The sequence below is a fragment of the Agarivorans sp. DSG3-1 genome, assembly GCF_046774965.1.
Lineage (GTDB): Bacteria > Pseudomonadota > Gammaproteobacteria > Enterobacterales > Celerinatantimonadaceae > Agarivorans.
Window position 1 is genome coordinate 4,416,832 of sequence record NZ_CP177241.1, and the last position, 12,374, is coordinate 4,429,205.

Annotated in this window: 11 protein-coding genes and 2 tRNA genes; 1 reads left to right on the top strand and 12 read right to left on the bottom strand. The window is 44.7% G+C overall.

The window, feature by feature from the left end:
- Nucleotides 1-11 precede the first annotated feature (11 nt).
- The gene (locus tag ACLD71_RS20475) at nt 12-1,298 is read left to right on the top strand and encodes an HlyC/CorC family transporter (RefSeq protein ID WP_137671588.1); all 1,287 of its coding nucleotides are present in this window, start codon (nt 12-14) and stop codon (nt 1,296-1,298) included.
- A gap of 74 nt (nt 1,299-1,372) precedes the next feature.
- Here the strand turns inward: ACLD71_RS20475 and luxS are convergent, their stop codons facing one another.
- The 12 genes from luxS to ACLD71_RS20535 all read right to left on the bottom strand — a co-directional run bounded on the left by luxS (nt 1,373) and on the right by ACLD71_RS20535 (nt 12,368).
- The gene (luxS, locus tag ACLD71_RS20480; protein ID WP_137671589.1) at nt 1,373-1,882 is read right to left on the bottom strand and encodes an S-ribosylhomocysteine lyase; all 510 of its coding nucleotides are present in this window, start codon (nt 1,880-1,882) and stop codon (nt 1,373-1,375) included.
- Between the two features lie 52 nt (nt 1,883-1,934).
- Nucleotides 1,935-2,579: a hypothetical protein gene (locus tag ACLD71_RS20485; protein ID WP_174235914.1), complete on the bottom strand. Its 645-nt coding sequence runs from the start codon at nt 2,577-2,579 to the stop codon at nt 1,935-1,937.
- A complete protein-coding gene (gene gshA, locus ACLD71_RS20490; protein WP_411991835.1) occupies nt 2,566-4,143 on the bottom strand; it encodes a glutamate--cysteine ligase in 1,578 nt (525 codons plus the stop codon). The genes ACLD71_RS20485 and gshA overlap by 14 nt, the downstream gene beginning before the upstream one ends.
- A gap of 84 nt (nt 4,144-4,227) precedes the next feature.
- On the bottom strand, nt 4,228-7,074 hold the full coding sequence (locus tag ACLD71_RS20495; RefSeq protein WP_411991837.1) for a M16 family metallopeptidase: 2,847 nt from the start codon (nt 7,072-7,074) through the stop codon (nt 4,228-4,230).
- A 16-nt stretch (nt 7,075-7,090) separates the two neighbouring features.
- Complete coding sequence (locus ACLD71_RS20500; RefSeq protein ID WP_303516353.1) at nt 7,091-7,522, bottom strand: YqaA family protein; 432 nt, start codon at nt 7,520-7,522, stop codon at nt 7,091-7,093.
- Between the two features lie 9 nt (nt 7,523-7,531).
- Nucleotides 7,532-8,137, bottom strand: coding sequence for a beta-phosphoglucomutase family hydrolase (locus ACLD71_RS20505; protein ID WP_411991839.1), 606 nt, complete (start codon nt 8,135-8,137; stop codon nt 7,532-7,534).
- Between the two features lie 295 nt (nt 8,138-8,432).
- Nucleotides 8,433-8,558, bottom strand: coding sequence for a hypothetical protein (locus tag ACLD71_RS20510; RefSeq protein ID WP_255437583.1), 126 nt, complete (start codon nt 8,556-8,558; stop codon nt 8,433-8,435).
- 59 nt (nt 8,559-8,617) lie between these two features.
- The gene (locus ACLD71_RS20515; RefSeq protein ID WP_137671594.1) at nt 8,618-9,751 is read right to left on the bottom strand and encodes a sodium ion-translocating decarboxylase subunit beta; all 1,134 of its coding nucleotides are present in this window, start codon (nt 9,749-9,751) and stop codon (nt 8,618-8,620) included.
- Nucleotides 9,752-9,763: 12 nt separating this feature from the next.
- The gene (gene oadA, locus ACLD71_RS20520) at nt 9,764-11,542 is read right to left on the bottom strand and encodes a sodium-extruding oxaloacetate decarboxylase subunit alpha (protein WP_411991841.1); all 1,779 of its coding nucleotides are present in this window, start codon (nt 11,540-11,542) and stop codon (nt 9,764-9,766) included.
- Nucleotides 11,543-11,561: 19 nt separating this feature from the next.
- Nucleotides 11,562-11,795: an OadG family transporter subunit gene (locus ACLD71_RS20525; RefSeq protein WP_411991843.1), complete on the bottom strand. Its 234-nt coding sequence runs from the start codon at nt 11,793-11,795 to the stop codon at nt 11,562-11,564.
- A gap of 363 nt (nt 11,796-12,158) precedes the next feature.
- A tRNA-Arg gene (locus ACLD71_RS20530) sits at nt 12,159-12,235 on the bottom strand.
- Between the two features lie 56 nt (nt 12,236-12,291).
- A tRNA-Arg gene (locus ACLD71_RS20535) sits at nt 12,292-12,368 on the bottom strand.
- Nucleotides 12,369-12,374: the final 6 nt, after the last annotated feature.

Consider the following 12,374-nt stretch of genomic DNA (forward strand, 5'->3'; position numbering starts at 1 on the left):
GATTTTCCTGCTTGGACGACATATCTACGAGTAGCTTACTGATACTGCTCGTATTCCTCATTATTTGCTCTGCATTCTTTTCTAGCTCTGAAACTGGCATGATGTCGCTTAATCGCTATCGCCTGCGTCACTTGGTGAATACCAAACACAGCGCAGCGAGCCGCGTCGACAAATTACTGCAACGTCCAGACCGCTTAATTGGCTTAATCCTTATTGGTAATAACTTGGTGAATATTCTCGCCTCGGCAATTGCCACTATTATTGGATTACGCTTGTTTGGCGATGTGGGTGTCGCCATTGCCACCTTAGCGCTCACTTTTGTTATTTTAATTTTTGCAGAAGTCACGCCTAAAACCATGGCGGCGCTTTATCCAGAGCGCATTGCGTTTCCCGCTTCGCTTTTGTTGCGCCCGCTCATGAAGTTACTATTTCCGGTAATATGGGCCACTAATGGTGTCACTAATGGCCTACTTCGCTTATTGGGAGTAAATCCTAACAGCAAAGACGACGAAGCCCTTAACCCCGAAGAATTACGCACCGTAGTGGATGAAGCCGGTACACTGATACCTAAGCGCCACCAAGACATGCTGTTAAGTATTCTTGACCTAGAAAAAGTTACCGTGGATGACATTATGATCCCACGTAACGAAATTGCCGCCATCGACATTAACGACGATTGGGACAGTATTCTTCGGCAACTAACTCAAAGTACCCATACTCGAATTTTGTTGTTCCGCGACAGCATTGATGATTCAGTGGGTTTTGTGCATTCAAGGGATTCATTACGTTTGTTGTCTCGCGAACAGTTTGATAAAACGTCCATGCTGCGTGCTGCCAAAGAGATTTACTTTATTCCCGAAGGTACACCGCTGAATGTTCAACTGTTGAAGTTTCAACGACGCAAAGAGCGAATTGGGCTGATTGTTGACGAGTATGGGGATATTCAAGGTTTAGTGACGCTAGAAGATATTCTAGAAGAGATTGTGGGTGACTTTACCACTAGCATCGCACCTGCGCCGAGTGAAGAAATCCACCCGCAAATCGACGGTAGCTATCTAATCGACGGCACGGTGAACATTCGAGACTTAAACAAAGAGATGAGCTGGAAGCTACCTACCGATGGTCCCAAAACACTCAATGGCTTGATTGTAGAGCATCTGGAAGATATTCCCGAGGCCAACTTATGCTTACGCTTAGCTGGATACCCTATCGAGATTGTAGAGATAGAAAATAATACCGTGAGCTTAGCGCGAGTGATGCCAGCCTTTTACGCTAAGCCAAAAGAGAAAACCAATTAATCCACAATAATTGGATAAAATTATCTAACAAAAAAGCCAGCGTTAAGCTGGCTTTTTTTAATCGCAATGGTTAATTACAACTTGCCTAAAATCTCATCCGACAAACCTAGCTCGTCGTTCTTATTTACGCTAATGCCGCGGTCTATGATGTTCTTAGCAATACTTTTTGCTTCGTCTAACGAATGCATAGAGTAAGTACCACACTGATATTCGTTTAGCTCTGGAATGTCATTTTGTTGCTCTACCGCTAATACGTCATGCATAGACGCTAGCCACGCTTCAGCAACCTGAGATTCATTAGGGCTTCCAATTAAGCTCATGTAAAAACCAGTACGACAGCCCATTGGTGAGATATCAATAATCTCTACATTCGCAGAATTTAAATGCTCGCGCATAAAGCCAGCGTAAAGGTGCTCTAAAGTATGAATGCCTTTTTCTGACAGAATTTCTTCATTTGGCACACAGTAACGAAGGTCAAACACAGTAATGGTGTCTTTGCTTGGCGTTGCCATGGTTTTTGCTACGCGAACTGCAGGAGCATGCATACGTGTATGGTCAACGGTAAAACTATCTAATAAAGGCATGATTATCTCTCTTCAAATCCTAGCTAAGCCAAGATGACTTAATGGGGTGTATTCAACCAAAAAACAGTCGCCATAGCCAGCTACTATCTAGATCTTCTTTACATTTATTATACTGTGCGGCGTAACGTTTAGAACGTTGGTCTACCGTACCGGCTACTTTTACTAACCATTGTTTCTGGTGATAAGTACCACGTTTATAGCCACCCCAGCCCTCGTGGTAGTTCAAATATTGGTTGCGTGCGTCCCACTTAGATACGCCGTTTATTTTATGGGTTTTGTTGGTAAACCAGCCCATAAAATCAATCGCATCATCAAAGTTAGTGCGCGAAGACCAAGAGTTTCCTGTTTCCCGCACATAATCATCCCAAGTCATGGTTTTGGCTTGGCTATAACCGTAAGCGGTACTTGCTCGACCAACCGGAATAAAACCAAACCAATATTGCATCGGTGGGCGAGCATTATGCTTAAAGCTAGACTCTTGATACATCATTGCCATAGGAACATGCACAGGGGTTCCCCATTTCTTGTTCATTTTCTTGGCTGATTTATACCAATCGCGCTTTTCTTCAAAAATACTGCACAAGTTTTCAGGGTCTTGCGGCGGCGCACTACTGCATCCCGCCAATACACTTAAACCTAGAATGACTACCAAAGCCTTGGCAAACTTAACTACAGGCACTTCCTTATTTATTGGCATTCTCAAAGTACTTCACTAAAAAGTCATCAAAATCGAGGTCATCACCAGCTTCTATTGCTTGTTGCTCAATAAAGCTTTGCTCAGCCATCGCGCTAAAGTCTTGATCTTGCCAGTTAATACTCGTATGACCAAGCATCTCTTCGCGATATTGTGCAGCCCATTGCAAGCCTAAGCCGCTGTTATCTTGAGCCTGAGCTTTAAGCAAACGTAAGAAACGAGATGAATAGGTATTGTCATTACTGATATCAGCAATCACCTCTTCTAGAGCATTCGAGAAATCAGGGGCTTCACGTTGAACATCCAGCAATTCAGCGGCTTTACTCATCTGCTCAAGCAGCTGCTCAATATGCTTAGGTAAGCCTTGAGTTTGCCCGGCAATGGTCATCTCTAGTGCCGGATTACGCCCCTGAATAGCCACTATATTAAAGTTATCTCGGCTTTGCTGTAACTCGTTTTGGTCCATCTCTGGTGAGTCCATCAATACACACGCTAACAATAAACTATCAATCACTCTAACTTGTGACTCTGTTACGCCTACACCACTAAACGGGTTAACATCTAAAGCACGAATTTCGATATATTCAATGCCGTCTTCAGCCAATGCTTGAGAAGGTGTTTGCCCAGGTTTAGCCACCCGCTTAGCGCGAATAGGTGCGTATAACTCATTTTCGATTTGCAAAATATTAGCGTTAAGCTGGCGGTATTCACCCTCAACTTTCACACCAATATTGGCAAACTCATCGGAGTGAGTGCTTACTGCTTTACGGACACTTTTAACGTATTCACTAACGCTGTTGTAGTTGATGTCTAATTGATGCTGAGCCGAGCTGGTATAACCTAAATCACTTAAACGTAATGACGTAGCATAAGGCAAGTACAAGGTACCTTTACCCATGGTTTCAAATGCCAGTTCACTGTCGCCTGCATTCATAAACGAGCCACATAAAGCCGGTGAAGCACCATATAGGTAGGCAACCATCCACCCGTAACGATAAAAGTTACGAATTAAGCCCATGTAACGCTGAGAGACAAATTCAGCAATATCTTGCTGGTCACCCTCCACTTTTTGCAGATTCTGCCAAAAGCTCATCGGCAATGAGAAATTATAATGCACACCCGAGATCACTTGCATGGCACTGCCATAACGATGACGCAATCCTTGGCGATAGGCGTGTTTCATTTTGCCAATATTAGACTGACCATAGTCAGCTAATACAATGTCTTCTTCATCACCAATGTAACAAGGCATGCTCAACGGCCATAAACGCTGGCCGTCTAGTTGCTTCATCGTTTCGTGATGAATATCGGTAAGCCGCGACAACACCTGTTCTACACTATCTGATACTGGCGTAATAAACTCCAGCAATGTCTCGGCGTAATCGGTAGTAATGAGAGGATGCGTTAAAGCAGCGCCTAGTGCTTTAGGGTGGCCATTTGGCGCCAACTTCCCTTGTTCACAAATACGTAATGCTTCACGTTCAATACCACGTTGTATGCCTAGCACACCGGTATCAGCCATTGCTGCGCTCAGTTGCGTCAGCCGAGTTGTAAACTGTTGAGTCAAGTTGAACTCACTATTTGTTGTAACGCGTAATGTGGCAAAGCATAGCGAGTTCACTCACCTTTTACCACCGTCCGCGTAGGTCCTTTACAATGCAAGTTCTTGAACTGGCATACCTATTTTCTTTAATTCGGGTAACAGCTGTTCTTTGTCACCTACCACAACCACTATCATTTGCTCTGGTGAAAAGTACTTTGCAGCTAACTGCTGTAATTCACTTTGGCTAATGGTGGCAGTAATTTGATTTTGCGTGGCCACAAACTCTGGGGTTAGATCGAAGGCTAGCATTTGCATCAAAAACGAGGCTTTTTGCGAAGGCGTGGCATAGGCCAACGCTTCTTGTTGCGATACAGCGCTGCGCATATAAGCCAGCTCTTGCTCACTAGGGCCATGCTTTGAATAGGCGTCTAACTCTGTCAGCAGCTCTTTTATCGCTGGCGCCGTTGCGTCTTGGCGCACATCGGTAGAAATCACGAAGCTACCACCGTCTTTAAAGCCGCCAAAGCCGCTGCTCACCCCGTAGGTGTAACCCTTGTCTTCACGTAGATTCATGTTGATACGACTATTGAAATTACCGCCAAAGTTAAAGTTCATCAAATTGGCTTTAAAGTATTCGCCGGTCGCGTCATAGGGCATCGCTGAACGACCAATTCTTATAACAGACTGCACCGCACCGGGTTTATCAAGTAGATAAATGGTGTTGTTGCTGGCCGATTTCTTCGCTACTAAATGCGCGGCTTGGCTAGCTTTACCCTGCCACTGTTGCTGTAAAGGCGTAAGTGCTGTTTCAAGTTGTTGCTGGCTTAAGTTACTCACCGCGACCAATTGGCTTCCGTCAGGTTGGTAATGTTGTTGCCAAAACTGTTTCACATCTTCAAGGCTTAGCGAGGCAATACTCTCGCGGCTGCCATAACTTGAAGTGGCTAAACGGCTACCTTCGCCAAAGAACAAGCCTTGGCTAGCGATGCTGGCTAACCAACTAGGCTGGTTAAATTTTTGCTCAATGCTTTGTAGATGGCGCGCTTTTTCTCGTTCAAACTCTTGGGGGTCAAAAGCGGGAGTTAATAAACGTTGCTCTAACACATTTAAGGCTTGAGGCAATGTTTCGGTCAATGATGTTAAATTGACATTCTGACTGTACAAGCCGCCACTAAAACTTACCGATGCACCTAACTCAACCAGTTCATCGGCTAAATCTGCGGCTAAGGTTTGTTGAGTACTTTGCATCAGCATTTGCGCAGTAAGTTTAGCTAAACCTTCTTTACCCGCAGGCTCCGATACACTGCCACCGGCTAAGCGAAACTGCAGAGTTACGGTAGGTGTAGCTTGTTCTGAGGTGCCTAGTACTTGCAAACCGTTACTCAATTTAGCTTGCCATAAGTCTGGTAGTTTTACAGCAACCGCTGGCCCAGAGGCAGGCTCAACACTTCTATCGAAGTTATCGGTGACCTCGCGCAGCGCGAGTTGATTATCATCTAAATGCTGGTGCTCAGGCAGTTGGCGCGGCTCTGGTTGGTAGTTATCAGGCCCTGCAATCAGTTGTGTTTTCCCTTTAGGCACTACGCTCATCACCACTCGAGGTTTGTTTATTATGTATTGCTGATAAGCTTGCTGCACCTGCTTGTCATCAACATTTTTAAACTGTTCTAGCACTTGGCTAATATACAAAGGCTGACCAAAGAAAGTTTCACCAAAGGCGAGCTGAGTGACAACATCAGAGACACTTTCTAAGCTGTAAATGGTTGAAGCTTTTAATGAAGACCGTACTCGCTGCAAATCTTCGGCATTTACGCCCCGTTCAGCAAAATCATTAATTGCTTGATCTACGTCTTGTTGTAGCTGCGCCAACGTTAAACCGGCTTGCGGATTGGCGCGTACGTAAATTGATAAAGTACAGGCCATTTCACGGCAATAATGAGAACTACCCGCCGATAGCGCTTTACCACTTTCAACCAAAGACTGATGCAACAATGAGTTTTTGCCGCCACCCAAGATCTCAGAGAACATATCTAGCGCAACTTCGTCATCTGCACCTGCGTAAACCGTTGGGTAGCTAATGTATAACAACGGAATATGCACTCTGTCTTCCAAAGAGATATAGCGAGTTTCGCTAAGTTGAGCAGGAAGAGGGGTTATCTCAGGTACTTCGGGCCCACTTGGAATACTGCCAAAGTACTGAGCAACCCAAGCTAGTGTTTGCTGTTCGTCAATGTCACCACCAATGCTGATGACCGCGTTATTTGGCCCATACCAGCGAAGGAAAAAGGCTTTTAGGTCGTTCACATCTACCCGATTTAGGTCTTCAATATAGCCAATTGGCTGCCAGGAATAAGGGTGTTCACGAGGGTACAAGGCTTCATCAACACGTTCCGACAACAAACCATAAGGAGCGTTATCTACTCGCTGGGCTCGTTCGTTTTTAACGGTATCTCGTTGGATCTCGAATTTCTTTTGACTGACCGCCTCAAGTAAAAAACCCATTCTATCGGCTTCTAACCACAGTACTTTTTCTAACTGATTAGCCGGAACAGTTTGGTAGTAATTAGTACGATCTTTGGTCGTGGAACCATTCATGGTACCACCCGCCTCGTTGATGATACGAAAATGCTCTTGATCACCAACATGTTTTGAACCTTGAAACATCATGTGTTCAAAGAAATGTGCAAAACCAGATTTACCTGGTTCTTCGCGATTTGAGCCAACATGATAGGTCACATCAACATGTGCCAGTGGTGCGTTATCATCTTGATACAGCAATACTGTTAAGCCGTTTTCCAAACGGTACTTTTTATAAGCGATTTTAATATCACTATTGTTGGCCTGCGAAGCCTCTATTAATTGGACTCCCTTAGGCAGAGTATCGCCGGGCTTGGGATCTATCTGAGTACAAGCTGCTAACCACAAGATGCTAAATACACTTAACCATCTAAGCACTATATTGTCCTCTCTCTTATAAATTGGCTACAGAACTGCCTAGCCATATTAGCAAGGCGTAGCGAATGGTTTTACCAATCAACATTGCAATAGTACTTTGCCATACCGAAAGCTTGGCGGCTCCCGCAACAAAACACAACGCGTCTCCAATAACCGGTGCCCAACTCATTAACAAGCTCCAAGCACCGTATTTTGTTAACCAAGGTTTAGCTTTGGCCTGCTCACTTAAGTTAGGTAACCAAGTAAAATGTCGATTACCGTAATTAAAAGCGCCCCAGCCCATGGCAAAGGTGACTAATCCGCCAATGGTATTGCCAATACTGGCAACCACTAATAGGCTAATCCACTGCTCTGGCACCTGGCTAACTAAACCAAGCAATAACACCTCTGAGCTACCCGGTAGCAAAGTGGCGGAGACAAAGGCGCTAAAAAATAATAAGGCTAACAATAGAACGACTTAATCAACAAAATAGTTCGCCGGCCATAAATTTCTTACATCTACAACATCCATACCCGCGGCATTAGCGGCAACGACGCCTGCATCGGCATCTTCAAATACCAAGCAGGCTTGTGGCTGAACGTTCATTAACTCTGCGCATTTTAAAAAAGTGTCTGGTGCTGGTTTGTGCTCGGCGACGAGATCTGCCCCCACAATCGCTTCAAACTGCTTAGCAATACCCAGCTTAGTCAATATCAACTCAGCTTGTCGCTGACTAGCACCAGTGCCCACCGCCATTGGTTTTTTACCAAGGTAGTATTCAAATACTTCAATCAACGGTGTCGCCAATACCTCACTGTTTACCAATTGGTGATAACGCTGTTCTTTTGCTTCAGCTACTGCAGCAACATCAATATTGCTTATATGGGCATCGGCAAGCAGCTTTTCAACCGATAAGCCCGTAGGCATACCGCTCATGGCTAGCATTTGCTCGGAGGTATAAGGGATATTGAACTGTTGTAAAGCAAACTCCCAAGCCTGTTGGTGTTGCTTCATTGAGTCGATGAGGGTTCCGTCCATATCAAAGATAAAGGCTTCATAATCTTGGTATTGTTGGATATTCATTGAGCACTCGTAAACTACTCGGACTGAACAGCAGCCGATTCATGCTGCATCATACCAATAAGCTTTGACAAAGGTGGACTAAATTCTAAGCAAGCAAACAGCAAAGGCTTCAGATACTGAATATCAAGCAAAGAGATAAACTAAAATGATTGTATGTGAAGCCAAACGAAGTTGTAGCGTAAAGCGCTTCTATTCAGCGTTAATGCAGGTAAACTAAAAGCTGTTCAATCACTTAAGCGAAGTAATAGGTAAGACTATGGTGCGTTTTTTCTTAATACCTTTGTTGTTGACGATATTATGGACGCTCTTTCTTTTTCATTTTGGCTTGAGCTTTAAACAAGGCCGAAAAGGCTACTATTGGATTATTGGTTTGAGTGCTGCGCTGATCGGTTTCTTCTCGTTGATGATATGGATAACCCATTAATTAGCCAATAAAAAAGCTTGCCGAGGCAAGCTTTTTTGGTTCAGCTAATAACCTGTTTAACCACCAACAAGCGACAACAATACACCCGCCGCTACAGCACTACCTAGTACTCCGGCCACATTCGGACCCATAGCATGCATTAGCAAAAAGTTATGTGGGTTAGATTCTAAACCAACCTTGTTCACTACTCGTGCAGCCATAGGTACCGCTGATACACCAGCCGCACCGATCAATGGGTTAATCTTACCACCGCTCAAGCGGCTCATGAGTTTAGCCATTAATACGCCTGAGGCAGTACCAATACCAAACGCCACGGCACCTAAGCCAAGAATACCCAAGGTTTCTACGGTTAAGAATTTGTCAGCAGACAGTTTAGAACCTACAGCTAAACCTAAGAAGATAGTCACAATGTTGATAAGTTCGTTTTGAGCAGTTTTGCTCAAACGATCCACCACGCCACTTTCTCGCATCAAGTTACCTAAACAGAACATACCCACAAGTGGTGTTGCTGCTGGTAAGAACAAGATAGTTAAGCCAAGCACTGCAATTGGGAAGATGATCTTCTCACGCATGCTCACCGGGCGAAGCTGCTCCATTTGAATTTCGCGCTCTTCTTTTGTGGTTAGCGCTTTCATGATCGGTGGTTGAATAATCGGCACCAATGCCATGTAAGAGTATGCTGCTACCGCAATAGCACCGAGTAGGTCTGGTGCTAACTTAGATGCCAAGAAGATTGCAGTAGGGCCATCGGCACCGCCAATAATCGCAATAGCCGATGCATCAGCAAGGCTGAAATCGAAGCCCGGAATGGCGTTTAGTAAAATAGCGCCAAACAAGGTAGCGAAAATACCAAACTGCGCCGCAGCACCCAATAACAACATTCTTGGGTTGGCGATAAGCGCACCAAAATCTGTCAGCGCGCCAACTCCCATAAAGATCAATAATGGGAATACCCCAGTTTCAATCCCGACATGGTAGATGTAGTAAAGCAAACCGCCTTCATCATTGAATCCCGCATTTGGAATATTTGCTAATACTGCACCAAAACCAATTGGCAATAGCAGCAATGGTTCAAACTTACGCACGATAGCTAAATACAACAGCAGTAAACCTACCGCCATCATGACCAGCTGACCAAACTCAAAGTTAGCTAGGCCTGTTTCAGACCATAGCTTAATTAATCCTTCCACTTTATGGCTCCCTTACGCGATGCTTAGCAGGACTTCGCCCACTGCAACCGCATCACCTTCTTTAACTAGAACCTCGTCAACAACCCCGGTTTTAGCGGAACGGATCTCAGTTTCCATTTTCATTGCTTCCATAATCAGCAATACGTCACCTTCTTGAACATTGGCTCCTGGCTTAGCCAGAACCTTGAAGATGTTACCCGCAAGTGGAGCTGGTAGCGCTTCACCATTGCCACTAGCGCTGCTCGCTACTGGCGCAGAGGCTGGTATGCTTTGAGCAACGGCTTTAACACCATCAATTGAGCCTTCAGGACCAACATCAACACTGTACACTTGACCATCAACCCGCACTGAGTAAGTTTCTACTGCACCGGCTTTAGCAGGAGCGGCAACCTTTACGTCTTCAGCGCTTGGTACAGGTTCAAAGGCATCAGCATTGCCGCGATTCTCTAAGAACTTCAAACCAATTTGTGGGAATAAGGCATAAGTAAGCGCATCATCGATTACCGCATCAGCCAATTTAAAGCCTTTGTCTTTTGCGTGTTGAACAACCTCTGTTTCAAGACGCTCCATTTCTGCTTGCAGTAAATCAGCAGGGCGACAAGTAATTGCTTCCGCACCGTCTAATACGCGCGCTTGTAGCTCGGCGTTAATTTCGCCCGGGGCTTTACCATATTGACCACTAAGAATACCGGCAGTTTCTTTAGTAATCGTTTTGTAACGTTCACCAGTTAAAACGTTAAGCACGGCTTGGCTACCAACAATTTGCGAGGTTGGTGTAACCAGCGGAATGTAGCCCAAATCTTTACGTACTTTAGGGATCTCTAACAATACCTCGTCAAGCTTGTCGGCCGCCCCTTGCTCTTTTAACTGGCCTTCCATGTTGGTTAACATGCCGCCTGGTACTTGAGCGATAAGGATGCGTGAATCAACACCTTTTAAGCTACCTTCAAACTTCGCGTACTTCTTCCGCACTTCACGGAAGTAAGCGGCAATAGACTCTAGCTTAGTAAGGTCTAAGCCTGTATCGCGCTCAGTGCCCTCTAACATCGCTACAATGGTTTCTGTTGGACTGTGGCCGTAAGTACAGCTCATTGACGAGATAGCTGTATCAATAATGTCTACGCCTGCTTCAATGGCTTTAATATGCGTAGGTAAGCTTAAGCCGGTTGTAGCATGACAGTGCAGTGCAATTTCTACATCGGTTTCAGCTTTAAGACGTTTAATTAGCGTTTCGGCTTCGTAAGGCTTTAACAGGCCTGACATATCTTTAATCGCAACAGAGTGACAGCCAATATCTTCTAAACGCTTGGCTAAATCTACCCAGTTATCTAAGGTATGAATTGGGCTAGTCGTGTACGAAATCGTACCTTGGGCGTGTGCGCCACAATCTAACGCCGCTTTAACTGCTGTTTGAAAGTTGCGAGGGTCGTTCATCGCATCAAAGATACGGAATACATCCATGCCGTTTTTCACAGCGCGTTCTACAAAGCGTTCTACTACATCATCGGCATAATGACGGTAACCTAATAGGTTTTGTCCACGTAACAACATTTGTTGTTTCGTGTTAGGCATCGCCTTTTTAAGTTCGCGTAGGCGCTCCCAAGGATCTTCGCCAAGGTAACGAATACAAGCATCAAAGGTAGCGCCGCCCCAAGTTTCTAAAGACCAATAACCAATTTGGTCAAGTTGCTCAGCAATAGGCAACATATCTTCGATACGAAGACGAGTTGCTAGCAATGATTGATGCGCGTCGCGCAATACAACATCGGTTAATGCAAGTGGTTTAGACATTGCGTTAAATCCTCTTTAGTTATTGGGCCTTCCGGTACTGTTGAACAGCAGCAGTAATTGCAGCTACAACAGTGGCATTATTGGCGGGTTGGGGAGACGTTGGCAAAGCTTGGCTAGGTTCGGGAATGTCAGCTAAAGGTGGTGCGAGTTTAGCTAAGCCCATTACAGCCACAATTAATAGCGACAAAAACGAGAATACGGCGATCATCCCGACCCCCATTAACGTTGCTGCTTCTAAGAGCACCTCAGTCATATCCATCATATTATATAATCCACATCCTTTGAGATTGGCGTAAGAATTACATGTCAAACGACAAAAATCAAACTTGAATTTTGAATAATTATTCAAAACCTTGGTATTGTTAACTTTATTTTATCAATGACAAAATCCGCAATAATCCAAGACTTTAGCTCTTATACAGGGTAAACGCCCAAAGCTTAACAAATGATTAACATGCTATTCACAGTAGCTTGACAGCGTATTACTGTTAGTAATTTAGCAGCTTAACTACTCCAAAAGTAGTAATCTCGATCACAAGAGTTGGAAATTTGAGGTGCATAAGTGGTGAATAGTGATCTAGGGGTATTAAGAGATTGGATAATAAAACAAAAAAGATGGCGCGCGTGGAAGGATTCGAACCTCCGACCGCCTGGTTCGTAGCCAGGTACTCTATCCAGCTGAGCTACACGCGCGTTGGGTATGAAACAAGCCTAGATGAGAATAAGCAAAGCTTCAAATTTAAAAGAGATGGCGCGCGTGGAAGGATTCGAACCTCCGACCGCCTGGTTCGTAGCCAGGTACTCTATCCAGCTGAGCTACACGCGCGTTGAA

Excerpts from the sequence above, each read along its gene's own strand:
- ACLD71_RS20505 (WP_411991839.1), bottom strand. The coding sequence starts at position 8,137 with ATGAATATCCAACAATACCAAGATTATGAAGCCTTTATCTTTGATATG.
- ACLD71_RS20525 (WP_411991843.1), bottom strand. The coding sequence starts at position 11,795 with ATGACTGAGGTGCTCTTAGAAGCAGCAACGTTAATGGGGGTCGGGATG.
- ACLD71_RS20510 (WP_255437583.1), bottom strand. The coding sequence starts at position 8,558 with ATGGGTTATCCATATCATCAACGAGAAGAAACCGATCAGCGCAGCACT.
- oadA (WP_411991841.1), bottom strand. The coding sequence starts at position 11,542 with ATGTCTAAACCACTTGCATTAACCGATGTTGTATTGCGCGACGCGCAT.
- ACLD71_RS20485 (WP_174235914.1), bottom strand. The coding sequence starts at position 2,579 with ATGCCAATAAATAAGGAAGTGCCTGTAGTTAAGTTTGCCAAGGCTTTG.
- luxS (WP_137671589.1), bottom strand. The coding sequence starts at position 1,882 with ATGCCTTTATTAGATAGTTTTACCGTTGACCATACACGTATGCATGCT.